The sequence below is a fragment of the Kothea flammea genome (genome assembly GCF_052161645.1).
Classification (GTDB): Bacteria; Planctomycetota; Planctomycetia; order Pirellulales; family Pirellulaceae; genus Laterigemmans.
The window spans coordinates 2,237,361-2,262,805 of record NZ_CP197414.1 but is presented as its reverse complement, the minus strand read 5'-3'; the positions used below and the strand labels follow the sequence as shown (position 1 = coordinate 2,262,805).

At 57.4% G+C, this 25,445-nt stretch carries 17 protein-coding genes and 1 tRNA gene; 8 read left to right on the top strand and 10 right to left on the bottom strand.

All coding sequences use genetic code 11. The features are described 5' to 3' along the window. The first annotated feature begins 119 nt into the window (after window positions 1-119). The 3 genes from SH139x_RS08045 to SH139x_RS08035 all read left to right on the top strand — a co-directional run bounded on the left by SH139x_RS08045 (window position 120) and on the right by SH139x_RS08035 (window position 4,810). On the top strand, window positions 120-2,639 hold the full coding sequence (locus SH139x_RS08045; RefSeq protein ID WP_488354759.1) for a YidC/Oxa1 family insertase periplasmic-domain containing protein: 2,520 nt from the start codon (window positions 120-122) through the stop codon (window positions 2,637-2,639). Window positions 2,640-2,688: 49 nt separating this feature from the next. Continuing rightward, window positions 2,689-3,576: a leucine-rich repeat domain-containing protein gene (locus SH139x_RS08040; protein WP_488354758.1), complete on the top strand. Its 888-nt coding sequence runs from the start codon at window positions 2,689-2,691 to the stop codon at window positions 3,574-3,576. 160 nt (window positions 3,577-3,736) lie between these two features. After that, on the top strand, window positions 3,737-4,810 hold the full coding sequence (locus SH139x_RS08035) for a DUF3500 domain-containing protein (protein ID WP_488354757.1): 1,074 nt from the start codon (window positions 3,737-3,739) through the stop codon (window positions 4,808-4,810). 31 nt (window positions 4,811-4,841) lie between these two features. On the opposite strand, the gene SH139x_RS08030 is transcribed toward SH139x_RS08035, so the two are convergent. Together SH139x_RS08030 and SH139x_RS08025 are read right to left on the bottom strand one after the other, a co-directional pair. Beyond that, window positions 4,842-5,861: a hypothetical protein gene (locus tag SH139x_RS08030; protein WP_488354756.1), complete on the bottom strand. Its 1,020-nt coding sequence runs from the start codon at window positions 5,859-5,861 to the stop codon at window positions 4,842-4,844. 5 nt (window positions 5,862-5,866) lie between these two features. Beyond that, a complete protein-coding gene (locus SH139x_RS08025; protein ID WP_488354755.1) occupies window positions 5,867-9,583 on the bottom strand; it encodes a secretin N-terminal domain-containing protein in 3,717 nt (1,238 codons plus the stop codon). Window positions 9,584-9,785: 202 nt separating this feature from the next. On the opposite strand from SH139x_RS08025, the gene SH139x_RS08020 reads away from it, so the two are divergent. Further along, window positions 9,786-9,980, top strand: coding sequence for a hypothetical protein (locus SH139x_RS08020; protein ID WP_488354754.1), 195 nt, complete (start codon window positions 9,786-9,788; stop codon window positions 9,978-9,980). 41 nt (window positions 9,981-10,021) lie between these two features. Here the strand turns inward: SH139x_RS08020 and SH139x_RS08015 are convergent, their stop codons facing one another. Both SH139x_RS08015 and SH139x_RS08010 read right to left on the bottom strand, forming a co-directional pair. Beyond that, window positions 10,022-10,651 carry a response regulator transcription factor gene (locus tag SH139x_RS08015; protein ID WP_488354753.1) on the bottom strand — a complete coding sequence of 210 codons (630 nt, stop codon included), beginning with the start codon at window positions 10,649-10,651 and terminating at the stop codon, window positions 10,022-10,024. 412 nt (window positions 10,652-11,063) lie between these two features. After that, window positions 11,064-11,582 (bottom strand): hypothetical protein, encoded by a 519-nt coding sequence (locus tag SH139x_RS08010; protein WP_488354752.1) that lies wholly within the window; start codon window positions 11,580-11,582, stop codon window positions 11,064-11,066. 317 nt (window positions 11,583-11,899) lie between these two features. Between SH139x_RS08010 and SH139x_RS08005 the strand changes: the two genes are divergently transcribed. Further along, entirely contained in the window at window positions 11,900-13,684 is a 1,785-nt protein-coding gene (locus tag SH139x_RS08005; protein WP_488354751.1) for a S1 RNA-binding domain-containing protein, read from the top strand. Between the two features lie 287 nt (window positions 13,685-13,971). Here the strand turns inward: SH139x_RS08005 and SH139x_RS08000 are convergent, their stop codons facing one another. Continuing rightward, a complete protein-coding gene (locus SH139x_RS08000) occupies window positions 13,972-17,409 on the bottom strand; it encodes a PVC-type heme-binding CxxCH protein (protein ID WP_488354750.1) in 3,438 nt (1,145 codons plus the stop codon). 195 nt (window positions 17,410-17,604) lie between these two features. On the opposite strand from SH139x_RS08000, the gene SH139x_RS07995 reads away from it, so the two are divergent. Further along, window positions 17,605-18,504, top strand: a complete 900-nt coding sequence (locus tag SH139x_RS07995) for an alpha/beta hydrolase (RefSeq protein ID WP_488354749.1) — start codon at window positions 17,605-17,607, stop codon at window positions 18,502-18,504. Window positions 18,505-18,819: 315 nt separating this feature from the next. On the opposite strand, the gene SH139x_RS07990 is transcribed toward SH139x_RS07995, so the two are convergent. Both SH139x_RS07990 and rho read right to left on the bottom strand, forming a co-directional pair. Further along, window positions 18,820-18,902 (bottom strand) — tRNA-Ser (locus tag SH139x_RS07990). Between the two features lie 78 nt (window positions 18,903-18,980). Then, window positions 18,981-20,306 carry a transcription termination factor Rho gene (gene rho / locus SH139x_RS07985; RefSeq protein ID WP_488354748.1) on the bottom strand — a complete coding sequence of 442 codons (1,326 nt, stop codon included), beginning with the start codon at window positions 20,304-20,306 and terminating at the stop codon, window positions 18,981-18,983. A 1,008-nt stretch (window positions 20,307-21,314) separates the two neighbouring features. On the opposite strand from rho, the gene SH139x_RS07980 reads away from it, so the two are divergent. Next, on the top strand, window positions 21,315-22,358 hold the full coding sequence (locus SH139x_RS07980) for a thioredoxin family protein (protein ID WP_488354747.1): 1,044 nt from the start codon (window positions 21,315-21,317) through the stop codon (window positions 22,356-22,358). Between the two features lie 27 nt (window positions 22,359-22,385). On the opposite strand, the gene SH139x_RS07975 is transcribed toward SH139x_RS07980, so the two are convergent. Both SH139x_RS07975 and SH139x_RS07970 read right to left on the bottom strand, forming a co-directional pair. Next, window positions 22,386-22,652: a hypothetical protein gene (locus SH139x_RS07975; protein ID WP_488354746.1), complete on the bottom strand. Its 267-nt coding sequence runs from the start codon at window positions 22,650-22,652 to the stop codon at window positions 22,386-22,388. A gap of 2 nt (window positions 22,653-22,654) precedes the next feature. After that, complete coding sequence (locus SH139x_RS07970) at window positions 22,655-23,443, bottom strand: HEAT repeat domain-containing protein (protein ID WP_488354745.1); 789 nt, start codon at window positions 23,441-23,443, stop codon at window positions 22,655-22,657. A 246-nt stretch (window positions 23,444-23,689) separates the two neighbouring features. On the opposite strand from SH139x_RS07970, the gene SH139x_RS07965 reads away from it, so the two are divergent. Next, complete coding sequence (locus tag SH139x_RS07965; protein WP_488354744.1) at window positions 23,690-24,931, top strand: hypothetical protein; 1,242 nt, start codon at window positions 23,690-23,692, stop codon at window positions 24,929-24,931. A 36-nt stretch (window positions 24,932-24,967) separates the two neighbouring features. Here SH139x_RS07965 and SH139x_RS07960 read toward each other — a convergent pair whose 3' ends face one another. Further along, the gene (locus SH139x_RS07960; RefSeq protein WP_488354743.1) at window positions 24,968-25,291 is read right to left on the bottom strand and encodes a hypothetical protein; all 324 of its coding nucleotides are present in this window, start codon (window positions 25,289-25,291) and stop codon (window positions 24,968-24,970) included. Window positions 25,292-25,445: the final 154 nt, after the last annotated feature.

Here is a 25,445-nt window from a genome sequence, read left to right as displayed (position 1 = left end):
TCCCAAGGAACGTCCAGCGGGACAGAATACCATGGCGGGGTATGTTTCTTCTCCGCGTGTGCCGGCAGCGTGCCTCGCGCGACCTGGGATTTCCAAATAAACTTGAGCAAGCAAGCACCGTGGAACGTCGTCTCATCACCTTTTTTCTCGCCTCCGCGGTATTCGTCACTGCATTCATGGCAATGAATGCGATGTTTCCGCCGCCACCGCCACCGTTGCAGGAAGGCCAAGCCGAGAACGATGCGGCTGCCGTGCCAGCCGAGCAAGACCCCGATCAGGCGCTCGACGAACGCATGCTGCCCAGCTCGCCTGGCGAAGTGACCAGCGGGCGCGACGAAGGCAACGTCTCGGCAGTCGACGAAGATCCTGATTTCCCACCCAAAGCAGCCGATACCTGGACCACGCTCGGCTCTATGGACCCCACGTCGGGCTATCACTTACTGGTCACCCTGCGTTCGCGGGGCGGAGCAATCGAACGCATCGAGATGACCGAGCGAAAAGATAACGGTCGGCTGAAGTACCGCCGCGTCGATGTTCGCAGCGGCTACTTGGGCTACCTGGCACTTTCCCCATCGGCCATCGGGGATGGTCCGATTGTCAACGTCGTGGGCCCTGGCACGCCGGCATCCCTGGCGACCGGACTCAGTGGACAACCTGACGGCTTGAGAGTTGGCGATCGCATTGTCGCCGTGGACGGACAAGCGGTCGGCACGGCTGCCGATTTGGCTCAACTGCTGGAAACCACCAAACCGTTCGACGAAATTACCATCGACGTGATTCGGCAAGCTCCAGTGGCCGCAACGAACGAGCCTGCAGAGGGTGAACAGCCGGCACCACCAAGTACGATCCAGTTTCAGGTGACCCTTTCGGAACATCCTCTGGACCTAGTCCGGGCGGCCGACACCGCTGGAGCCGATCAAGTTCAAGGCAACCTCAGTCGCCCCTCCAGCTTGCTGACACTTTCGCATGTCGGTTCGACATCGATTCGCACCGGCCAGCTGGAGCTGCCCCAACTGGTATCCCAGCACAATACATCTTGGGAAATTAGCCAACAGGATGCTGACGGGTTTATTGAGTTTGAATTGCCCTTGCCCGAAAACATCATTTCACAAGCGGGTGGCAGCGGCGCGGTCGAACTGGCCAGATCCTATCGTCTGGAGCCAGCCTCCTATCATATTGATTTGAATTTCGAGATTCGCAACCGCGGGGAAACTCCCCAGAAACTGGGTTACCGCCTGGAAGGCCCCAACGGCTTGACGCTGGAGGGCTGGTGGTACTCAACGAAAATCAGTCCCAACTTTTCGGGCGCTGCGGCTCGCGATTTTGTCTACAACACGAGTGCGGAAGGTCGCGAATTAATCAGTGCCTACACGTTGCTCGATACCGCCCAAAGCACGCCCCGCGATCCCGATCAAGTCATCTTTGTGCCCGAGAGTAGTGATGCTGAACGCGAACTGCGTTACATCGGGGTCGACGCTCAATATTTCTCCGTCTCTTACGTACCAACGGAAGGCGAAACCAAGCTGGCCGATTATGCGCGGGCGGCCGGGATGGTGGTCGCCCAGCCCTCGTTAATCCCGAGCAATCAAGAGCGGGCGGCAAACATCTCCTTCTATCTCGACAGCGTACCGCAAACGGTTCCCGCCGGCGGCGCGCTCTCGCACGGTCTGCGGATGTTCGCTGGTCCCAAAGAACCTCAACTACTGGCCGATTATGGGCTGGTGGAAACTTTGGAGTACGGTTGGTTTGGCTGGGTAGCCAGCCCGCTATCGACACTCTTGCATATCTTTTACGCGATTGTCGGCAACTATGCGGTGGCCATCATCATGCTCACCTTGCTGGTCCGGGGCTGCATGTTTCCCCTTTCACGGAAAGCGGCCATCCATGCTCAAAAGATGCAAGAGTTGGCTCCCGAACTGAAGAAGATCGCTGAGAAGTATAAAGACGACTTTGAAAAACGCTTGAAGGCCCAGCGAGAATTGCAGCAACGAGTCGGCTTTAACCCGCTGAGTGGTTGTTTGCCGATGTTCGTGCAATTGCCAATTTTCATGGGGCTCTACCGGGCCCTCAGCGTCGACATCGAACTGCGCCAAGCGGCACTCTCCTCGAAACTGCAATGGGCCAGCAACTTGGCTGGTCCCGACATGCTATTTTACTGGGGCGACCTCGGCTGGGATTATTTATTTGGACGCGGCACCGGCTGGTTGGGACCTTACTTCAACATCTTGCCAATCATCGTGGTCGGTCTGTTCTTGGTGCAACAGAAGATGTTTATGCCCCCGGCGACGGACGAGCAAACGGCAATGACTCAGAAAGTCATGACCGTAATGACGCTGATGATGGGGCTATTTTTCTTCCGCGTCCCCAGCGGCCTCTGCGTGTACTTCATCACCAGCAGCCTGTGGGGCATCGTGGAACGCAAAGCGGTGAAGAAAATGGTGCCCAAGACACCTCAACTCAATTTGGCTGGAGTCAGCGAGGGTGGCAATTCGCCCACGCAACAAACTGCCGGCAAACAAGACTCTGGCAAGCAATCGATTGGTGATCGCATTCGCAGCGCGGCCGGCATGCCCAACGAATCGGATCGCGTCGTGTTGCCACCGAGCAAGCGCAAGCGGCCACCCGGAAAGAAAAAGTAACAACCATCCGAACCGCCTTCGCCGTGACATTACGCTGGTTCAGAATTTGATGAACATCCCCGATGAATCGCCCCCGACCGACGATGCCACGGCGTCGCCAATCGACGAGCAAACCGCCGAGCAAACCAGCACGACAAGTGAATCACTGGAGGTATCGGCAGCGGACGCCCCGGTGAGTGCGCCGCAGAAATCACCCCGCGCCAGCTTTCAACTGATCATTCTTTCGCTGACCGTGCTCAGCGTAATGGCCATCAATGGGATTTTTACGCTTTTTATGGTCCCCAAAATGCCACCGCCTGCGCTCCCCGCGGTGGCCGATGTCGTGGCCGCGAGGATAACGGCGATCCGCGCCGAAGAAAGCGACACGCTCGAACTATCCGATTTGCCGATTAGCGACGCGGAGCTTGATCCGCTGCGTGGGTTGCCCGGTTTGGAAGTGCTGATTTTGGATGCCGGCGTTGTCACTGATGCAGGTTTGCAAACGATCGCCAGCTTGCCCGATCTGATCCACTTGCGAATTCGCCAATCCGAGATCACCGACGAGGGTCTGAAGGCGATCAAGCAGTGTGAAAATCTGCGCGTGCTAAACCTGCCCCAAGCGAAATTGACCAGCCAGGGTATCAACCATTTGGCCGACCTCAGCAAACTGCGGCAACTGCGTGTCGGCGGGGATGGAGCGAACGACATCAGCCGCAGCGTGGCCAAGCTGAAACAGCTCCGCGCGTTACATTTGATTAACGTGCCGGTCAGTGACGAAGGTCTGAAAGAGTTGGCCAAGATGCCTTATCTGGAATCGCTCTATTTGGACAACCCTCGCATCACCAGTGCGGGCTGGGATTGGTTGTTTGCCAACCACCCGGAGCTGCACGTCCACGTCAATCAAACGCACCATGATCGCGATCCGAATTGGCATCCGCATCGCCCCAGCGACGAATGAGTCATTTTGCAAACCGGTCCAACTTCGGTTACGATTCTTAGCAGCTTCCTAAAGCTCACCGGCGCTCCTCGCATCGCTTTGTTGCGACTAGCCAACATCCCGCTGACTCGCTCCCTCCTGTTCCTCACCCCACCTGTTCTTCATCTTCGAGGCTATTTCCATGGCTGTACGTCAAAAGTTTGTCTCCTGGCGATCCTTCACTTGGTTGCCACTGGGCATCCTGCTGGTCTGCTGTGCATCGGCAGCCACCATCCTGCGAACTTCGGCCGATTCGATGCGTGAGTCGGCGGTCACGCTGGTCGGTCTGCTGGATGTCGAGCAACGACAAGTGGTGGTGTTACCCTTTGACGATTCAGCCCGCGTGGGTTGGCATTTCGTTCCCATGAAAGATCGCAAGGGGATGGCGTTGCGAGAGATGAACGACCCGCAAAAGGCCGCTTCGCTGCGATTGTTGCGTTCGGCGCTCAGCGAAGCTGGGTATTCCAAAGCATCAAAAATTATGCTGATGGAAAAAGTGTTGCGAGCCCTCGAAGGCCCCGAACGAACCTGGGAACGTGACTTTGAAAAATACTACGTCACCCTCTTTGGCGATCCCCTGGGGGCGGAGACACGTTGGGGGTTCAGCTTTGAAGGGCACCACTTGTCGTTGAACTTTGTCTGCCAAGGTTCGCAGATTGTCGATTCGACGCCCCAATTTTTCGCCGCTAATCCGGCCGTTTTGAAATCCGAAGTGGAAGGCGCGCCGCTGCGTAAAGGCACTCGCATCTTGGCCGCCGAAGAGACGTTGGCTTTCGAATTGGTAAACCAACTATCACCGGCGCAACAAGAAAAAGCGATCATCGCCCCGGAAGCACCCGCCGAAATCCGCGCCGCTGGCGAAGCACAACCGCCGGCCACCGAACCGGCCGGCATCTCCTACCGTGAACTGACTTCCGACCAGCTAGAGCTGTTGGAATCGTTGGTGGAAGAGTACGCCAATGCGATGCCGACGGAAGTCAAAGAGGCTCGCATGCAAGCGATTCGCGAAGCCACTTGGGGCAACGTTTATTTTGCATGGGCGGGAGCGACGAAGCCCGGAATCGGACACTATTACCGCATCCAAGGCCCCACCTTCTTGATTGAATTCGTCAACACGCAACCGGATGCTGAGGGGAATCCCGCCAACCATATCCACTGCGTGTGGCGCGACATGACGGGCGATTTCGATTTGCCGCTGCAAGCCGCAGCCGAGTAGAGCTGCGCCGCGGAACCGGACGCTAGTGCGTTCAGTACTTTCGCCGCGGTGTGCTGGGCAATTGATGCATCCAGTTGGCGGCGGCGGGCTGATTTCCTGTTCGCCCCGCTGCTCCCTCTGCCCCACTCGCTGCCGTAGCACCCTCTGGTTGCCGAAACGAATGACGTGGCTGGTAACCTCGAGTTTGCGGTGGCAAACTGGCCGACTCAGCCCGGCCATCGAGTGTGCTTGAGCTTTGCGGCTCGTTTGGAGTTTCCGAGCCGAGCAGCGAAGCGTTCGCGTCCGCAGGCTTTACCGCGGGCACAATCGCCGACGGTATTGGTTGCTGATTACCACGAAGATGGCGAGCAAAATTCGGAGGCAAACTTAACGTTTCGACTTCCCGTCGCGGGCCCCGCCAGTCGCCGCTGGAAGCTGTGCTCTCGGCAGCGAAGTCCGTTTGATTACTGGCTTGCACCACACCGCCCGCGGCAGCAACCGCTTCCGAGACAGCCCGGGTGACAACTGGCTGAGTCAGCGGCACATCGAGACCGGGCAGCAGTTTGACAGCCGGGTCAGAGATGACCACGCCGCCAGTGCGGCCCTCGAAACGCGTCACCAGGCTCAGCTGTCGCGAAGTGCCACCCACCTCGTCCCAGGGAATCCACACGCTGTACGAGGGTCCCATGTCTGTGTGACTCATGTGGTCATTGAACTGATCAGCCGTGAAGACAAACTTACGTTCCGGCTTGGCTGAATTCCGCAGTCCGTTGGCGGCGTCAAACGCGTAGACAGCCAAACCGCCATCGACCATCACCGGCTCGGAACCACTTCCCTTGTAGAAGTAAATCCGGCCACCGAAGCCTCGCACGCCGGGCTGCTGCGGTTGGTGCAAAATGGTATCGGACCAGATGACCATCATCCGGTCGGGCAGTTGATGCGTTGGTTTGGCGGCAAAAAAGGGTTTGGGCCAGGGGCTGGCTTCGGGTGCGAACTGACAACCTACTTGGCCGCCGGTGCAACCGAGCAGAGCCAACAATGCCCAACGTTTAGACCAGATACTGCGATACATGTTTGTTATCTTCCGCTCGGAACGGGGGTGGGAGAGCCGGAATTCGAGTTGCCGCGAGGCGAGGGTGGAAGCGTGAAATCGGCAGGGGCGGTGGGGCCGGACACGACGGGCGGTTGCAACTTGGCGGGAGGCGAGGGCAGGTCCTCCGATGTTTGCAAGTTCGGCGGCGAGACCGGTCCCAACATCGGATAATCGGCTGCTTGTTGCGGTGAAATCTTGGCCGCACCGCGGGGATCAACATGCGGATAGATCACCTGGACGCCTTCATCCTCTTGCGAAAACAACAGCGACGTATCGGCCTCATGGTAAACCTCGCCATGCAAGTCAAACACATCCGCCGCACACCAACTCATGCGGGCCATTTCAATCTGCTTGAGCCGTTCGGCATCGGCCGGAGTACGCACGATGTGAGGTGTGAGGATAATCAACAACTCGGTCCGCCGGACTGACATGGAATCAAAGCGGAACAGGTGGCGGAGCACGGGAATGTCGCCCAGGTAAGGCACCTTGCGATGCACTTCACGGCGGCTCTTCGTGATCAAGCCACCCAGAATTATTGTTTCTCCATCGGCCGCACTGACCGTCGCTTGAGCACTCGTCACGTCGACCCGTGGGCTGCGAATAATCGTGCCATCATTACTGACCGAGACGGGGATACCTTCGATCTCCGGCCCAATGCTGGACTTCTCGGCATCAATCTCCATCGTCACATTCCCCTCTGGAGAAATCCGCGGCGTGACCCCCAAAATCAGGCCGACGTTCTCCAGTTCGACCGTGTTCTGTTGACCAATTTGGTTAATCGAGGAACCGGTGATACGTGGCACCCGCTGGCCCACTTGAATGAAAGCGGGCTGGTTATCGAGCGTTAACACTTGGGGACGACTGAGGATTTCCATGCGTCGCGTTTCTTCCAAAGCACGGAGCAAAACGTTAATGTTTTGACTGCTGGCTGAGAGCACAAGTCCACCGAAACCCAACTCAGCGTTACCACGTCCGACGGCAAAATTGGAGATCGCTTGAGGCCCCACCGTGCCCGCTCCAGCAAGTGCTCGATTAGAGCCGCTATTGCCCAGCGAATTGGTATTGTTGAAATCAAACCCCGGTTGATTCGTAGCTGCGACGATCTCTTGATTGGTCGCGGTTTGCACCCCGCCGGGCGTGGAGTTCTGCACCGTGTTAGTTACGGTTAGCAGCTCTCCCAACAGCCCACGATCAAACAACACTGAATCTTGAATTCCCAACTCCACACCAAACTCCTCGGTGTTATCGAGCGCGATCTCAGCAATCAAAGCTTGAATCATCACCTGGGGTGGCTGGGCGTCGAGCTTTTCAATCATCTTGCTGATTTCCTCAAAGTACCTCGGCGTGGCACTGACGATCAGCTTGTTAGAAACTGGCTCGGGGACAACGACAACCTCCTTTTCTAATTGATCATAAGGGTTGATCGTTCCGGGCGAAGCGTTTTCCACCTGCCGCGTATTTCTGAGGAATTCGTTAATCGCCAAAGCCACATCGACGGCGGGCGAATTCTTTAGCTGATAAACCGTATTCTGCCGCTGCATGGTGTCAGTTTCATCGAGCCGCGTGACCAGGGCATCGACAATCGTTAAATCGCCATCGGAACCGGAGGCGATTATGCTGTTGCTGCGAACATCCACCGTAAAGCGCAGCGGAGCCAACGAGGATTCCCCCGGTGCGCTCGACAACTGGGCTGACGAAACGGGGTCACCGCCCGCTTGGCTGGGCAGCAAGGAGCGAAGCGTTTCCACCAAACTAGCCGCGTCGCTGTTGCGAATCGGAAAGATCTTGATTTTGGCGATGCTACTGGGTGAATCGAGCACATCAATCAAGGCGGCCAACACGTCGAACGCGTCCGCCGGGGCGGAGACGATTAGATTGTTCTTACGCACGTCCACGGTGATTTGAATATTCTCCAGAATCCCCGAAACGATCACTTGTTGGTTCTGGGGATCATCGAGCAGCAGTTCCATCGCGGCCGCTTGGCTGGCTGCCGAAGTCGGCTGGACCGTTTCCCGCAAAGTGTCAGCCACGTCGCTGGCCAGGCTGTTGCGAATGGGAAAAATCCGCGTTCTTTGGACAAACCGCCCCGACTGCGTATCGAGCTCCTGAACCATCCGCTGCACCTCGACCATGTCCCGCGGCGCCGCGTGCACGATCAGCGTGTTCGTGCGTTGATCGACGGTGGCTTGCACTTGCGGCGCCAGCGCACCGTCGCGAGCGGAGAAAAAGGTATCAATGGTTTGCTGCAAATCAGTCGCAACCGCATATTTGATGCGAAACAAGCGGAACTGGGTCTCGGCAGCAAGCGGCTGATCCAGTTTGCCAATCAAAGAGCGCAGCGTCTCCACCGCTTCGCCCCAGCCAATCAGCAGCAACGCATTGGGCTTGCCCAGCGGCGTCAATTGAGCGCGACCCTGGCGAGTGCCCAGCAAGTCTTGTTGAGTATCGGCAATCAACTCGGCAATCTGCGTAGAATTGGTATGCCGCAGCCTGACGATTTCGACGGCTGGCTGAGTCTCACGACTGATTTGCTCCAACTCACGAATGATTTCCGCCAATTGTTGTAGATCTTGATCACGCCCTTTGAGAATAATCGCGTCGAGGTCAGGCAGCAGTTCGATCTCCACTCCGTCGAGTTGGGGCAGCGCGGGGTTGAGAGGCAGAATATTTTCTCCCGCTCGGTTATCCCCTGGAACTTGCTCACCCTGTTGCTGCTCGCCCTCTTGCTGATTAACTGGTGGTTTTTGCGCAGGTGGTGTTTCAGCAGGTGGTTGCTGAGCGCCTGCCAAGCGAACGATTAAATCGGCACCTTGCCGCAGCGAAGCGGTTGCTTGCCGAGCCCCCCCGTTTAGCCGCATGCCGGCGTTGAGTGTCGAGTCCTCTTGCCGCAGCAAGTGTTGCGAGGACTCCAGCAACATTTCCACTTCGGCTTGGACTTCGCGGCGTAACAACAGCACGCGTTGGCTTTGTCCGCCAGCTTGCTCGGCTCGACGGGGGAGATACTTCTGCGCAACCACGGTCAGCAGTTGACTAAATTGATCAATCACGTTGGCGGGGCCATCGAGCAAGACATCCTCGCGAGCCAGATCGAAATCGATTCGCAGCGGCCCCTGGGGCGTGTTGATACTCCAAGGTAACTTAGGATCAGGGGGGATTCGCAGACGACCGCCGAGTAATTCCAGCAGGTCTCGCCGCATCGCAGTCGCTTTACCGGTCGGCAAATTGACTAACCGCCGCCGCAATTCCACATCGACGGGCCCCACCGGCTCGCCGCGCTGGGAATCGGCCGAGGGACGTGAATCGGCTGGGGGAGATGAATCTGCCGTGGGGGGTGCACGGAGCCGCGGCTGCTGCAATTGAGCCGCTGGGATGGGTGACGGTCTTGCTTCCGGCTGGACCGGTTTTGCCTCGCGGTCGACTCGCTGTAAGACCTGTTCGAACAGCTCATGGGCCCAGTCGGGCCCGCTCAGCACGATCCGTTTCTTGTCAGCATCAGCGCGCAGCTGCACCCCGGGCTCGTTCGCCACCAAAGGCTGAAATACTTGAAGTATTTTTTCCGCACTCTGATGTCGGAGCACATAAGAAACGGTGCTGGGCCCTTCGCCGGTTTGCCCAACCAAAGGCCGCGGTACTGGCGTCAATGAACTGAATATTACGCAAAAAGCTGCGATTAACATCACCGGTGAGCGGCGTTGAAGCATCCTAGCAATCCACTTGCGGGTGGAAATCAGCGGCGCGACATCTATGTCACTCCGTGTACAATCCGGGTCGGGATGCTAGGACAACGGGAAACTAGCTGTCAAGCTTCAAAGTGAACGCCCGGCACGGCCGAATCATTCATTTGCCAGGATCAAGCTCGTTACATCCGCCCATTACATCTGATTGCTACAAGAGGGGCACCACGTGCAGCTCAGCAGACAAGATCGCCATCAAGCACGAAACCACATCAATTCCATTTCGCTGGCTTTGCAGGTCATTCGCCAACAAGGCGAAGCGGGAGATACCGTCGACCTGCGACTGCTGGAGATGGCTGCGGAGGAGTTACTGCGTTTAGAGCAGCTCATCGAAAACCCGGAGGCCAAACCGACCGACGTTTAATGAGCCCCTGAGAGAGGTTCACGCCAACATTTGGCCAACCTTCAATCCGACATCACTTCGCTCAACTCCGCCGCGAAACTGACTAATTGATCCTTCGACTCAAAAGCCAATTTCCGTTTGATGCTCAAGCGGTGCGATTCAACGGTCTTGTCGCTGACGAAAAACTTACGAGCAATCTCTTTCGTCGAATTTCCCCGTCCGAGTTCCAACAAGATCTGCCACTCGCGATCACTCAGCCCGCACAACAGCGAACCGGGACGATGATCATGCAAGACTTCTCCCACCCAGGGCCGCTCGTCCTCGGCATGCTCGCAGGCCAATTTACGAATGGCATCCACCAGCACATTGGGGGCTGCCGATTTGTGAATATAGCCACTGGCTCCCGCTCGTCGGCAAAGCGGCGCGTAGAGTTCGGGGCGGAGTGCTGAGGAGATTAAGAAGCGTGTGGAGACGAGCTTTGTCAGGCGCGTCACAAACTTGAACACGTTTCCCTGACCCAAATTCAAATCACAGACAGCGACGTCTACCTGCTCGGCGCTGAGGACTTCTTCGGCAGTCTGCAAATCGGCGCAAGTCGCCAAACAATGCAAGTCGCTCTCAAAATCGACCAACTGCCGAACCGCGAGGCAAATTAAGCCGTGATCATCGATGATTAATATATTGGCTGGCATTCAGGGATTTCCTTATAGCATGTTTCCCGAATGGGACCGATAATAATTAGAGTCGCGACGACTTGAGTGGACAGGGGGAGGATCCGTTCCAAATATATGCCCCATTCGGACCGGTCCTCCCCCGTCTGCTACTTCTAACAGCTCTCCGTGCTGGCTCGCGACAGTCTCCCAATCAGATAAGTCGTCTTTATATTATGCGCTTGACGCGTGCGACGCAATTCAGGGATGGGGGGCACCAGATCACCCTCAGCCACATCGAGTGGTGTGCCAGACGTTTAGGTGCTGCTCAAGAGCCTAGGTGACGCGGTCCAGAGAAGCTAGGTGAAAACCTACTAAATGCGTAAAAAAACGCAGCACCCCCTAGGAAATAGACACTTCACCCCAACACGAACCGCCGTTTTGTCCGATGTTGCTAAACGTTAAAGACGATCTGCCACTCCCTCCATTGAGCCAACTCGCAGCGAGTTTGCTGTGGCCCCCCATTGCGAACGGCCTGTTGGCAAAAATCAACGAACAGCTCGGCATCCCAATCACTGTTTGGTAACAACGAAGCGGTCTCCGAGTCTTCTTGAACGGCCCGCGTCAAAGTGGAAAAACAGCGCAAAGTACCCGCCCGGCGAAACCAATATTTGGCATTGCCATAATCGCCTTCGCGACGGTGCATGACTCCGTGCCAGAAGCTGCCCAAATGGGTATCCAGCGACTGACTAATAGCGTGCGATTGCTCAAGGTCCCCAGCCAGCAGCCATAACGCCGCCATTTGTGGAGGAGCAAAGGGTTGATTGCCGCGAGCGGCTTCGAGCTCTTTGAGCATAGTGGCGAGTTCGAAGCTGGGTTCGCCGGCATCCAACGCAGGGTACGGCAAACTCGCGATCAAGGAAGCGAGGGGTGGGGGGAACAACGACGCGGGCAAATGAGTTAGGGATGGCATTGATGTTGCGGCCTGGGGAATGCGTAACGGTTATTTCGCCTGAACTTGCGGGAAGATTGCACCTGAAATAGCCGACAACAGCCTATCGATTGCAGAATTGCACTGTTAGACTACGGTGTTACTCGGCATCACCACTTCGGTCGCCATTTCCCTTCGCTTTTCGTTTTGACAGATTGATGAATTCTGGCCAGCCCCCAGCGTCCCAATCCAATTCGGTCCCTCCGACCGATTCGGCAGCTACACCAAGCCAAGAACCGGCGGCGGGTGAATCTTCGTCGACTCCGCAATCCGAAACCACAAACGCCGAAAATAGACCTGTGCCTGAGCAATCTCCTGAGAACGACGCAGCCACCCCGGCCCCCGCAGCTTCGGCACCCGAACAGCCCGCAGCTCCAGCCGAACAACCAACCGAACAACCAACCGAACAACCAACCGAACAACCAACCGAACAACCAACCGAACAACCAACCGAACAGCAAACCGAACCAACCAAGTCCGCCGAACAGCCTAACGCCGCGGGCAGCGGCCCCTTAGCACGTTCTGCCGGACCTTTGGCCGCTCGTGGACTGGGAATCGCCAAGCCCTCCTCGCCAACCGCCGAGCGATTACCCAAAGGGGGCAAGTCGACGGGTGGAAAACGTCCAGCAACGAACAAACCGATGGGTCCCACGGCTGGCCCCTTTCGTCCGCAGGGCGTCTCTGGTGGCAAACCGGCTCTAAAGTCAGCTCCCGCGGTGAGCAGCCAAGCTGACGGGACAGGCCAGGCTGACGCGAGTGGTAACGAAACTGGACCTGATGACTCAAAAAACACTCAAGCTCAATCCGCTGGCGGAGGTGGTGGTTACAAAGAGCGAGTGCAATTGCCCAACTTGCGTCAGCCCCTGGGCGACGATCTGCAAGCTCAACTCGACGCCGAATTGGCGGAAGCCGATTTGGAAGCATTCTTAAGCGGTCCGGCCGGTTTGGAGAATCGCCAAGGCGGTTTGGAAGAAGGTCAAAAGCTCCAGGGCACCGTCTTGAAAATGGACGAAGAGAACGTCTATGTCGCACTGGGTGGCCCCGACGAAGGGATGGTCAGCCGCTTGCAATTCGAGACACCACCGGAAGTCGGTGCTCGGCTCGATCTGATTGTGCGAGGCTTCAGCCGTGAGGATGGTCTCTACAACTTGGTGCCCCCCGGTCAAGCACTCGATGTCAGCGATTGGGACGATATCGAGGAGGGGACCGTGGTCGAAGCCCACGTGGCGGCCGCCAACACGGGCGGTTTGGAAGCGACCGTGGGCAACATCCGAGGCTTTATTCCGATCAGCCAGATCGCTCAGTATCGCGTGGAAGATGCCAGCGAATTCGTCGGACAACGGCTGATCTGCTTAGTCACCGAATGCAATCCTCGCCGCAAGAATTTAGTGCTCAGCCATCGCGCCATCTTGGAGCGCGAGCGGGAAGAGCAACGCAAGGAACAGCTAGAAAAGATCGAACCCGGCGACACGCTGGAAGGAACCGTGCGGAGCTTGAAGGATTTCGGCGCGTTCGTCGACCTGGGCGGGCTCGATGGCATGATCCACATCAGCCGACTGAGCTGGGACAACGTCAAACACCCCAGCGATGTGCTGGAACTGGGGCAGAAAGTCAAAGTCAAAATTGAAAAGGTCGACAAGCAGACTGGCAAAATCGCGCTTTCCTATCGCGACCTGTTGGAAAACCCCTGGGACACCGTCGAGGCGCTCGCCCCAATCGGCTCGGTGGTCACCGGCACGGTTTCACGTCTGACCAACTTTGGTGCTTTTGTTCGCATCGGTGCCGGCATCGAAGGCTTGGTGCATATCTCCGAGCTGGCCAGCCACCGTGTTTCCAATGTCAGTTCGGTGATGAAGGAAGGCGAACAAGTTCAGGTCAAGGTACTGTCCGTCGAACGCGAAAGCCAACGAATTGCCCTGTCGATTAAACAGGCGCAATCGAAAGCAGCGACCAGCGAAACAAAACAGGTCGAAGAAGAAGACGAACCGCCTCGCGAATTGGCGGTTCGCCGTCAGCACGAAGGCCCGCTCAAAGGGGGCGTTGGCAAAGAGTCGGGCGGCAGCCAGTTCGGCCTGAACTGGTAAACCTGCGTCACACCTCGCGGCGACCCGCCAATGGCGGGCGCCTGATCAATGGCGGGCGGGGCGTCGGAAGGAATAATCGTTTCGCGATGGGGCCTGCCTGGTAATGATCCTCGCTCAACCGAGGCAAGCTCGGGGCGCAGCGGGGTAAGCGTTTAGATTGCTTTACTCGCTACCCGTAATGCACCCCGGCAGGGGCTGAGCGCCCAGGAACCGCGGCTAGCGCCAAAGCGGCTAACTGAAACCGCGGCTAGCGCCAAAGCGGCTAACGAGAGCCACTAGCCACTAACTTACTCGAGCAACTCGATCGTCAGTGAATCGCTGATCGCCGAAGTGTCGATCCCCAGGGTAATGCGGTGCTGTCCAGGCGGTAGTGCTAACGCTTCGGCTTGCCAGAGCGGGGTTGGTTTGCCGTCAACCCACATCTGCAGACCCTCCTTGGCGGAGAACTTCAGCACACTCTTACCAGCCTCCCCGGTTGTGATCATGAACCGCACAAAGGCTGTCGGCGGCACCGGGCCATGCGGCTTGTAAGTGTTCATTTCCGACACCGGCAAACTACCATTCACGCGGCTGGTCAATTCCTTCCACTGGAAAGCGGGATCGCTACTGGTCACCGAATCATTGCTGTTGCGATTAAGTATTCGGTTCGCGTCGGGTGAGTACAGCAATGTTTCCACGCTGCGCACCAGTTGTTTGGTGGAAACTGTGTAAGCGGGAGTTCGTCCCAGTTCGCTGAGAAAGCGAGTCAGATCGGCCAACTCGGCGAGCGTCAAACTATCGACCAAGCCAGCTGGCATCAGCGATTTCCCGGCCGTCTCTTCTTCGATTTCATTCTTGGCAATCGAAACAATTTTCCCCTCGGCGGTGCGCAGTTGCAACGTTTCCGCGTCTCCCCCGGCAGCGATGCCTTGGATCAAGCGTCCATCGAGTGTCAGCACTTGCGAGGTGGTATAGCCTTCTTTCAACTTGTCATCAGGCTCGATCAATGAACGCAAGATGTAATCGGGCGTGGCCGCGCCTCCGAGGCTGAGCAAGTTGGGGCCCACCAAACCGCCGCCATCACCGATGCCGTGACACTGAATGCACTGCATCGCCTCGCGACGATAGATGGCTTCACCACGCTCGGCACTCCCCTCGTCGCGGGCCAAGCGGAGCACTTGGTCACTCAACTCGGCAGACCATTTCCAACTCGCCTCGTCGAGATTTCCAGCGCGGCGAATGGCCTCGATTAAACTTTCCGGCGCGGCCGCTGAGCGGGCGAGCGTGACCATCTGCCGGGCATCGTCGGCTGGCAATTGGATACTGCTGAGCATCGCGGTCATCGGCTCGGCTAAACCTTTGCGTTGCAGCGCTGCGGCCGTTCGGTCGATCATCGATCGCCGCGTTTGGTCGTCGCTGAGCAATTCGCCGAGTTTGACCAAACTGATTTTTCGCGCCGGACCGATTAGCGCCACGACCGCGTCGGCTCGCAAGCCGGCAGTCACATCGGCGTCATCAGCTAGGCGTTGCAAAACGTTGATCGCTGGTGGCGTAGCGATCTGTCCCAAGGCGTTAATCATGGCGGAACGCAAAGGCAAGCTGGCAGCGGTTGCTTCGCCAGCCGACAACTGTTGACGAATCGGTTCCACCATGCCAGCCAATTTCCAACTGGCAGCCGCTTGCACCAAAGCCGACTTGAGTGCGTCGACGGCATCGGGAGTGAATCTTTCTCGAATCACCGACTCCGCCTCCGCGGGCACCATGCCCCGGCGAGCGGCCTGTGCGACCAGTGACTTTAACAGCCGCGCCTGCTGCTCCGGTTGCCAATCCCGCGCGGCAAAAATAGCTCGCGTCAATCGGCCCAGTTGATCGGGCGAGGCAATGCCGGCCAACGGCGTGATCAACTCGGCCGCTTGTTCGGCGGTCAACTGGATGGGCCCGTCGGCAGCGATCACCGCTTGCACCACCGGCTCGGCAGCTTCCGGGGAACCAGCCGCCGAGAGCAGAAAGACCAGCCGCTCAGTCTTCTCAGCAAAATCAAAATTGCCCGCAGCTAATTCACTCGACCAACGGGGCGCCAACTGACGAGCCGCGTTCCAGAGGGCGAAATCAAGATGATCGTCGAGCGGTGCTTGGTCGAGCACGCGTAAGGCGACTTCCATATCGGACGCCGACTCTCCCCGGCCGAGTGCGGCGACCGCTTCCAGACGAACCAAGCCGTCGGGATCGGATACCGCTTTGGCCAGCCACGCGTCAGCCGCCGACAATTGGCTGCGACGCACCCCGATGGTGCGAGTGGCAGCGGCGCGAATCTGGGCTACCGAAGCATTGAACACGGCTTCGATGCGAGCCGGATCAACGTGATTTAAACACTCGTCAATCCACATTGCTTCGAGCTGGCGATGTTCGCGTTGGCTGTCGCTGTCGGCTTGAGCAACGAAGGCCGCTGTGGCTGTCCGCACTTCGGCCGCGTCACGGGTCTTCAGCTCTAGGCGGGCGAATTGACGGACGTCGAGAGACGGGTCTTCCAGCAGTGCCACGACGGCCTCGGTTGGCAGTTCGGCGTAATTGGGCCGGTTGGCCAGGGGGCGGTCGGCGAACGTCACACGCCAGATACGACCGTGCTCGCGATCACGACGATCGTCGCGAAAGTCGACTTCACCATGCTGGATGATGGGGTTGTACCAATCGGCAATGTATAACGCACCGTCACTCCCCATCACGGCATCGATGGGCCGAAAAGCAACATGGCTGGTAGTGATGATTTCAGGTTGCTGACGCGATTGATACGTTGAACCGGCGGGCTGGATCGTAAAACGGCAAACGCGGTGCCCGCGAAAATCATTGGTTACCAAATCGCCTTGCCAATCGTCTGGCACGTGCGAACCGGAGAGGACCACCAAGCCGCAATGCTTGGGGCTGCCGGGGTTCATGCCCTTGAGCCATCGCGGCGCACCTGGCGAAGTCACAAACACGGCGTCGGGAAAAGCGTGATTTATTCCTTCCACGTAGGCACCATCGGTGGCTAGCGATTGCCCATAAGCATTAAACACATGCCCCCATGGATTGACGAAACCCTTACAAAACACTTCCAATTCACCCGTCTCGGGCCGGTAACGCCAAATCCCGCCCCCGTCGAGTCGTCGCACCCCATAAGCGGTTTCAATCGTAGAGTGAATGTAAATCGATTGGTTAAAATAGAGGCAACCGTCGGGCCCCCAACGCAACGTGTGAATCAAGTGGTGGGTGTCTTCCGTACCAAAGCCGCTGAGGATGACTTGGCGGCGATCGGCGCGACCATCACCGTCGGTGTCTTCCAAGTACAACAACTCGGTAGCGTGAGCAACGTAAGCGGCTTGGGTTCCAGCGGGCACTACCCCCGTGGGCATCAATAAGCCGTCAGCAAAGATGGTGCTGCTCTCCGCCACGCCGTCGCCATCCCGATCTTCCAACACGACAATTTTGTCGTTGGCAATCTGCCCCGGAGCCAACTGCGGGTAAGCTTCACTGCTGGCCACCCACAGACGGCCGAGCGAGTCGAAGTTGGTTTGAATTGGTTTGCTGAACTGCGGATCGGCGGCAAACAAGTTGACCGCGACGGCCGGTTCGAGTCGCATCGCGGCTAATTCGGCTACCGGATCGGGCGTGGGGATGTCAATCAAATTGCGTTGGGCCGACACGCGATCGCTGGAGCCGTAAAACACGAGGTAAAAGACTACCAACAACAATAATGACGGTCTGGGCATAGCCAACTTTCAGCCTCGGTGAGAGCAATTAGCGGAAAACAATCGTCTTGGTTTAGTCGATTATAGGTAAACTATCAAGAATTGGCGTGGGCATAACGGATGTTTGACCCCCGCAAATTCCTAATCTAGCATGAAAGCGGCCTGGCGCTGTCCAGCTATTCTACTCGCGTCCACTGCACGAACGGAAACCAAAGCATGTTTAAACCATTGATGGCCGTTTCGCTGATCTCCTTTCTGGCCGCGCCGCTGCTAGCTCAATCACCGGCAAGCAAGAAAAAAGAGGCGCTCAAGCCCCGTTTAGAAAAGTTGGTCACAGCCGATGGCGTGCAGTTGGCGTGTGGTTATTTCCCGTCAGATAAGGAAAAAGAGGCGGTTCCGGTAATTCTCATTCACCACTGGGAGGGATCTGCCCCCCCTTTCTTGCCGCTGGTCGAAGCTCTGCGGAAAGCGGGATGTGCGGTCGCCACTCCCGATCTCCGCGGGCATGGCGGCAGTAAGACGTACGTTGATTTTCGCGGCAATCCCAAAGAGTTTGATTTGTCGAAAATGAACCGCAACGACATCATGGCGATGCTTAACCGTGATATCGAAGCGGTGAAGAAGTTTCTCAAACAAGAAAATGACGCTGGCAAACTGAACCTCAACGCGTTGACGTTAGTCGGCGTCGGCGAGGGTGCCGTGCTGGCGGCAAATTACGCGGTAATCGATTGGAATTTCCCCGACCTGAGTCGCAAAAAACAAAGCAAGGATGTCCGCGGGCTAGTGATGATCTCGCCCGCGCGGAATCTGAAGGGACTGGGCTATGACACGGCGACTCGCCATCCGTTCGTCAGCCGCCTGCCTTGGCTGATCGTGGCTGGTGAAAACAGTTTAGCGTTCGAGGAGGCTCATAAATTAGAAAAACAACTTGAACGCGTTCGCCGCGGCGGAGGACTAGCCGGCCCGGTAGAACTGCTAACTCCGCGTTCGCAAGCGAGCAATGCGGATTTGGTCCGCGGCAGCCGCGAGGTAATTCTAGGGATCGTCGACTTTGTCACCAAGGCCGTAATTGCCCACCAAGCCAATTACCCTTGGATCGATCGCTCGGGAGATTAACTCATACCGGCATCTCGGAACCCTCACCACCGCCGATAGGTTGCAATGACCGATTACGATAAAAAGACCCTAAAAAGCTTGCCTCGCTCGGTGAATGAGGTTGCCGGCTAGCAACGAATCATCACCCCCGCCGCGCCCTGATTCTTTCCCCGCCGCGGGCAGACAGGGCAGACAGGGCAGGGCAGAGAGGGCCGTAGGACCGCGCCGGCTGAAGCCGGGACACCAGCGCGAGCACGAAAAAAAGCCGCCAGCGGAATTGCATCTGCTGGCGGCTTCTTTTGTTTCATCGTGACTGACCGCAGCCAGTCACGAAGGCGGAGGGCACGGGACTCGAACCCGCAGCCCCTTACGGGGTACCTCAGTTCCAATGAGGCCGCTCACCAATTCGCTTACCCTCCGACTTGAGCTTTGGTGCGCCAAAAGCGAAGCAGGGTGAGACGGAAATCGTGCGGGAGCGTTCGAGTCCAATACGGTGACTAGAGTTTAACGCCGCTGATCAATTTAATGAAGTCGGCATTGGTCTCAAATTTACTAAGTTGTTTCGTCAGTTGCTCCATGGCCTCGATGTGATGCATGCTGGAGAGACTGCGACGCAACATCGTGACTGCTTCGTAGGTCTCTTCGTCGTGCAGCAATTCTTCGCGTCGCGTACCACTTTGCGATAAATCGATCGCCGGCCAAATTCGCCGATCGGCCAACCGTCGATCGAGCACCAATTCCATATTTCCCGTTCCTTTGAACTCTTGGAAAATGGCTTCGTCCATCCGGCTGTTGGTGTCGACCAGGGCGGTGCCCACGATGGTCAACGAGCCACCTTCTTGGAACGCTCTGGCGGTGGCGAACAGTTTCTTGGGAATGTCCATCGCTTTGACATCCAAACCGCCACTCATCGTTGCTCGACCACGTCCCGTGGAGCCGACCCATTTGTTGAAGGCTCGTGCCAATCGCGTAATCGAGTCCAGCAACACGAACACATCTTGCCCCAACTCGGCCAAGCGTTTCGCGCGGTCGATGACCAACTGGCTGAGTCGCACGTGACTGTCGACATCCTCATCCAAACTGCTGGCAATGACTTCGCCGCCGAGCACATTGCGACGCATGTCGGTGACTTCTTCGGGCCGTTCGTCAATCAACAGCACGATCAGTTTGATACCGGGGTGATTTTCGCAAACCCCACGGCTGATATTTTGCAGCATCATGGTCTTGCCGCTCCGCGGCGGTGCAACGATCAACGCCCGCTGCCCCTTACCCAGCGGCGAAATCAGGTCGATCACGCGGTTGGTCACCGGTTCGCGGCCGATTTCCAATCGCAGCCACTCCTCGGGGTTGATAGCGGTCAGCTCGTCAAAATTCTTGACGTCGGGAAATTGATCCGCCGGCATGCCGTCGACATCGAGAATTTCCCGTACCCGCGGCCCCTGCTGACGCCTGGCTTGCTGGACCATCGCTCGGATCATCAACCCTTGGCGAAGGCCATAGCGATCGATCATCGTGCCGGGCACAAAGGGATCAGTCCGTTCACGCGAATAATTGTGTTCTGGACTGCGGAGAAAGCCGTAACCGTTGGGGTGCAACTCGAGAATGCCTCGGCACTCTTCCAAAGGCGCATCGCTGGGCACGTCGGCCGGTTCTGCCCCCTCCGCGTTCCTCGCATCAGGCGAGCGTTGATCGGCGTTCGGGTTACGTCGCCGACGCCTCACGCGAGGTTTTCCATTAGGAGCAGGGCCGCCACCATTACCGGGGCCACCAGCACTGCCACCACTTCCACCGCGACCGCGGTAAGTCCGTTTCTTCTTAGCCATTCGTCACCCGAAGGTCCGAGACGGTACGATGCATTAGCAGACAAGGCTTCCACAACAAAGGCATTAGCGCTCCCACAACAAAGGCATTAGCAAACAGGCCTGATTGCCGAAGTGTCCGTCATCGACCGTACACACAAGAGATGCCGCTGAGAGATAACCAGAACAAGCCAATGCGAACGGAGCGGCGACAACGGCCCGCGTGGCGCAACGAAAAAAGACCATGGGGAACACCCCCAGAATCCAAGAATAAACTGTGCGGATGTCGGCAAGCCAACTTCTCGCTGCCAGATAACGCCAGCCCCTCACAAATGGCTCAACGCAACCTCAGCTGACGTCAACAATCGACCAATTGAACAAGTCACACAACAAACACCAACTCAATCTACTGAGCCGGATTGCTGCGCGAACGACAATGACCCCACGACGCCGAGCTTGCTCCAATACCAACGGGATGTCGGACCAAGGGCACCCGAACGCGTTTAGTTTGCTGGATCATTCCAACCGGAAGATCGCATTTCAAACCAATGTGGGCATCAAGCGGATTCCTTCACATGAAATCCAGCTTTGGGGGTATCCGGAAATTCAATCCACGACTCTGTGGACAGGAGAGAATTCCGAGGTGATTCCTTTTAGAGTTCGCCGTATTCCCAGCCCCGCGCAACAAGTGCCGAGGCAAACCAGAGGACGAACAAGTTGTCTTCAGTTCTCCAGCGGAATGTTACACATGGGACCGATGGTGTCAAGCCAAGCTGGCCAAGTTTTCAACTAATTGCCCATTTTCAAACAATTTCCTGCCTGTTTTCCCTTTCCCTCCGCATGCCCAGCCTGGTATCTCTGCTGCTCACTAAACTTTACCACCAAGAGCCTTCCACCCCCCAAACGTTGCGAGTAGACGGAAATATTCGGCAAAGTCGTCACAATCGCTAACTTTCACTCAACTGGGCGTACCAATGCGGTCGATGTGTCTGCATGAGGTGTTGCCGTCGTCTCACTTATTGAGAACTCGAAATGCGTATTTTGTTGCTGACTCTGATCGCCGCCTGTCTGGTGCCCCAAGCCTCCGCTGAGATCGCTTGGAGAGCCGACCTGAAATCGGCTCGCGCTGAAGCTCAACAATCCGGCAAACCACTGCTGCTGCATTTCTATTCGGACAATTGCGTCTACTGCGAACGAATCGAACAAGGTGTCTACCAGGACCCCCAAGTCCAGCAAATGGTGAACCAGATGTTCGTGCCGCTGAAAGTTCACGGCCAGAGCATGCCAGCGATCGCACAAAGCTTCAAAATTGATCGCTTTCCAACCGATGTCATCGTCCAAGTCGATGGAAATAACGGCAATATCCTCAGCCGTGAGGTCAGCCCCCATGTCTCCGGCGATTACCTCGATATGCTGCAAAAACCTTGGCTGGCAAACCAACTCGCCGACAACAACCAACGGCCAGCCAGCAACCAACCACCAGCCAACTCGCTCGGTTCGACTGCCAACGAGCCGCAATTCTCGCTGCCACAAACCTACCAACAGCCGCAAACCTACCAACAGCCAACTCCCGCCCCGGAAACTTTCGCCAGCGGTACGCAATTTCCCGCAGGCACGCCGGCTGACCTCGCCGGCACTCGCCTGAATCCGGCTTGGCCCACAGTCAGCCAATCCAGCGAAGTCACCGTTCAACCCAAAACCCCCATGCTCGACGGATTTTGCCCCGTCGCTATGGTGGAACAGGAAGCCTGGGTGGCGGGCGACAGTAAATTGGGAGTCATCCACCTGGGCGAACTGTACTTGCTCAGCACCCCCCAAGCACAACAGATCTTTCTGCAAGACCCCGACCGCTTCGCTCCCGTGCTCAACGGCATCGACTCAGTCAAGTTTATGGATGAACGCAAAATTGTCCCCGGCCGTCGCGAGTTTGGTTTCTTCGACCCCACAACGAATCGCATCTTCCTCTTCTCCTGCGAAGAAACTGCCGACCGCTTCTACAACAACTTTGATCGTTACGCTAACCCGGCAATCGAAGTCATGAGGCAAGCCGCTGCCGATGCAAATCCTCGACGCTAGTGAAGAGCGAAGGGTGGAGAGTGACGATCAAGGTGCCGGTTGCGGATCGGCCATTTCGTCCGCCGGCTCGCTATAGCTGGGGCGCACCCCGGCAATAATCGCGGTACCGGTGGCAAACATCAGGGTGGCTAGAGCCAACAAAAAGCCTCGCGCCGCGGTGGTTCCATACCGGCTTTCAATCGTCCGCAGCGAGTGCAAACGGTAGACTGCCGGCAGTTGTGTCAAAGCGGCGAGCAAAGCGAGCAGGGCAAAAAGAAGGGCGATGCCGCCAACGAAGTAATCCTGAATCCGCACGTTCAATCGTCCTCTGGCTCAAATCCATCAAAAAAATCATCGCCCCGACTTGGGCCCAACGGGTCCACTTCATCAAAGAAGCCCGGTCGGTAAGGCAGACGATCACTCCCGGGTTGCTGCTCCTCGATGGCCCGTTCCAACCTGCGCAATTCCAGCCGGGGCGATTCCAGATCAGGGCAAATCGCAATCGCACGCCGCAGGGCGGTTAAACCCATCCGCAAATCGTCCCCATCAGGATCTTCGCCCTGCAAACGACAGTGGGCCAACCCAACCCAGGCCGCGTAATGAAAACGGCGATACCAAAGGCAACATCGTAAAGCCTGCTCAGCAGCGGCGAAATCTCCCAAACCAAGCCAGCAGATCGCCAGCTGATGATGGGCCTCCGCATAATCCGGAGCGTGATCAGTCAGGATTAAAGCGGGGGCCAACGCAGCGGCAAACTCACCGCCATCGTTCAAATGCATCACTCGCAACAAACGATGCTGCTGAGCGGCTGCCCCTTCACGGACCATCAACCCCCGAAACGAGTCATCCGCAGCTAATCGCACCCCCCGATCCTCATCGGCCAACCGCCGTCCCAATGGCTCAATCGCCTCCACATCTCCCAATACCCCCAAAGCTAGGGCCGCCGCGCGACGCAATTCCACACCACCGTCGTTAAGCACACGAAGCAGGGTGGCTGTCGAGTAATACTGTCCAACTTCCGCGGCAAATCGGGGAGCATCGGCAGTGATCAAATACCGACGATAAGCGCTTACCAGTCGCGCAGTTCTCAACACCGGAGCGGTCACGGAGGCACACCTTGGGAGGGGAATAAGTGGGGAAAAGAACAACCACTGCCCTGATCGGGTTTCCAACCACCGGCGGACAAGAGCTCGATGTTGCGATAAATCAACCAAGCCCCGCAGGTTGCACTTGTTGCATCCTACACACCCAGGCGCGAGAGGCAAGGAATCTAACGAACCCCACCCCGTATTCTCGCCCCTCCAGCCGCTGCCCGCCACGACAAGCCCGCCACGACAAGTTAAGATGAGAGCATGAACAGCACGCACCCAGCTGAACCGGCCAGCTTTCACCAACATCCGCCCCGAGGGGTGCTTTTCTTCACTTGCCTGCTGCTGGCTCACGGCTGCTCGCCAGACCTTTCCCGAATGCCAGCCGCTCCTCCCGCTGCCGATGGTTTCCCCAGCCCGGTCACCGGTCGCCTGACGGCCGACGTAAAAATCGTCACCACCGATTCCGATTGGCGCCGCCTGGCGACTCGCATCCAAACCCAAACCGGCTTGCCAATCGTCTTCGACCGCCGCCTCGACCCACTGCGAACACCACCCCAGCAACACGCTTTCCCAACCACAGCAGCAAATTCGGCAACAGCAAATTCGTCAACTCAGCAGCCACGCGTTCTGGGGCCGAGCGTCTCCGCGGCACTCGATCAATTGGCCCAGTTAGCCGGCGCGGATTGGTCCAGCGACGGCACGGTGATCTTCCTCGGACCGGCCGATTCAGTCGTCGCTTTGGCGACCCATGTGGTGCTCACGCGGCAACAAATCGCCGCCAATCCGGCAGCCGTCTCCCGTGGTTGGTTGCAGCCCCATCCGATCGCCTGGCCCCTGTTGACGACGCCCAACGAAGCGTTGCAACAAGTGGCGGACAACTGGGGAATCAGCCGCGAAGGGGTGGAATTGCCGCACGATTTGTGGCCAGCCGCCGACCTGGGCGAACTCGACTTAGCCGCCGCGCTAGCCGTTGTCGGAGGCGGTTTCGATCTTCTCCTCCAGCCACTCCCCACAACCGACCGCCTTCGCAGCAAGACACTTGGGCAACAACCAACCGCCCCGTACGAACGGACTTACCCGGGCTTGGCGATCGACGCTGAGACGCGGCGAGAAATCGTCGCTCAAGCAGCCAACTTGCGGAAACAACAAAACCGTTGGATGTTACGAGGCGACGCCAAAGCTCACTTGCGGATGGAGTTGGCCCTCTTCGCTCAACAAGCTCAGCAGCGAGGCGGTGCTCAACGACCTGCTGCCGGTCAGCCCATGAACGAACCCACCAAACGCTACTCGCTGCGATTCGCTGGCTCGGCACGTCAAGCACTAACGTCGCTGTGCGCCGCCGAGGGTTTGCAATTGCAAGTCGCCGCCGCAGCGGAAGCCGCCCTCGAGCAACGCATCGAACTGGAGGCTAAAGACGAAACGATCGAGCAGCTAATTCAGCGGGTTGCCGCCGAAGTGGGCCTGTCACTCAAAACAACCGGCAAACAAGTCACAGTCGAGTGACTCGCGGCCAACTGCCTAACCAAGCCAACTCGCAACTCATGCCGCTCGTCGGTCACCGACTCGTAACATGTCTGCCAACTTGGTCTCAATCGTCCGCTGGACCTTGGCTCGCACGATCGAAACGTTGGTCGGTACGTAGCCATCCCACTCCAACACGTGATGCCCAACATGGACGTCAGCCGTGATCGGAAATCCATACGCTCGGAAGGAAATATGCAACGTGTCGCCTTCCCAAGTCCCTTGCAGGTCACTGATCACGCCGCGATAGTCGTTGCGGACCGCTTCCATCAGCTCATTAAGGCAACGACGGACAGTGACCGATTCCATCTTGTGGGGAAATTCGTTATGCAGTGCAGGCATGACAGGGTTTCCTGCGTTGTGAGGTGCCAATTCTGAATGCGCCGAAAGCACGCACCTTCGCGCTTGCATCTGGCTTCTTGTATCGGCAATCGTGGTGGCAACGCTAGCGAGATTCGTGCAAAGTTATATCCAGGGGCAGGAAAAGACTCCTTGC

Bases quoted from the DNA above. Each gene is read 5' to 3' on its own strand.
- SH139x_RS08040 (WP_488354758.1), top strand. From the start codon at position 2,689: ATGAACATCCCCGATGAATCGCCCCCGACCGACGATGCCACGGCGTCG.
- SH139x_RS08035 (WP_488354757.1), top strand. From the start codon at position 3,737: ATGGCTGTACGTCAAAAGTTTGTCTCCTGGCGATCCTTCACTTGGTTG.
- SH139x_RS08030 (WP_488354756.1), bottom strand. From the start codon at position 5,861: ATGTATCGCAGTATCTGGTCTAAACGTTGGGCATTGTTGGCTCTGCTC.
- SH139x_RS08025 (WP_488354755.1), bottom strand. From the start codon at position 9,583: ATGCTTCAACGCCGCTCACCGGTGATGTTAATCGCAGCTTTTTGCGTA.
- SH139x_RS08015 (WP_488354753.1), bottom strand. From the start codon at position 10,651: ATGCCAGCCAATATATTAATCATCGATGATCACGGCTTAATTTGCCTC.
- SH139x_RS08010 (WP_488354752.1), bottom strand. From the start codon at position 11,582: ATGCCATCCCTAACTCATTTGCCCGCGTCGTTGTTCCCCCCACCCCTC.
- SH139x_RS08000 (WP_488354750.1), bottom strand. From the start codon at position 17,409: ATGCCCAGACCGTCATTATTGTTGTTGGTAGTCTTTTACCTCGTGTTT.
- SH139x_RS07995 (WP_488354749.1), top strand. From the start codon at position 17,605: ATGTTTAAACCATTGATGGCCGTTTCGCTGATCTCCTTTCTGGCCGCG.
- rho (WP_488354748.1), bottom strand. From the start codon at position 20,306: ATGGCTAAGAAGAAACGGACTTACCGCGGTCGCGGTGGAAGTGGTGGC.
- SH139x_RS07980 (WP_488354747.1), top strand. From the start codon at position 21,315: ATGCGTATTTTGTTGCTGACTCTGATCGCCGCCTGTCTGGTGCCCCAA.
- SH139x_RS07965 (WP_488354744.1), top strand. From the start codon at position 23,690: ATGAACAGCACGCACCCAGCTGAACCGGCCAGCTTTCACCAACATCCG.
- SH139x_RS07960 (WP_488354743.1), bottom strand. From the start codon at position 25,291: ATGCCTGCACTGCATAACGAATTTCCCCACAAGATGGAATCGGTCACT.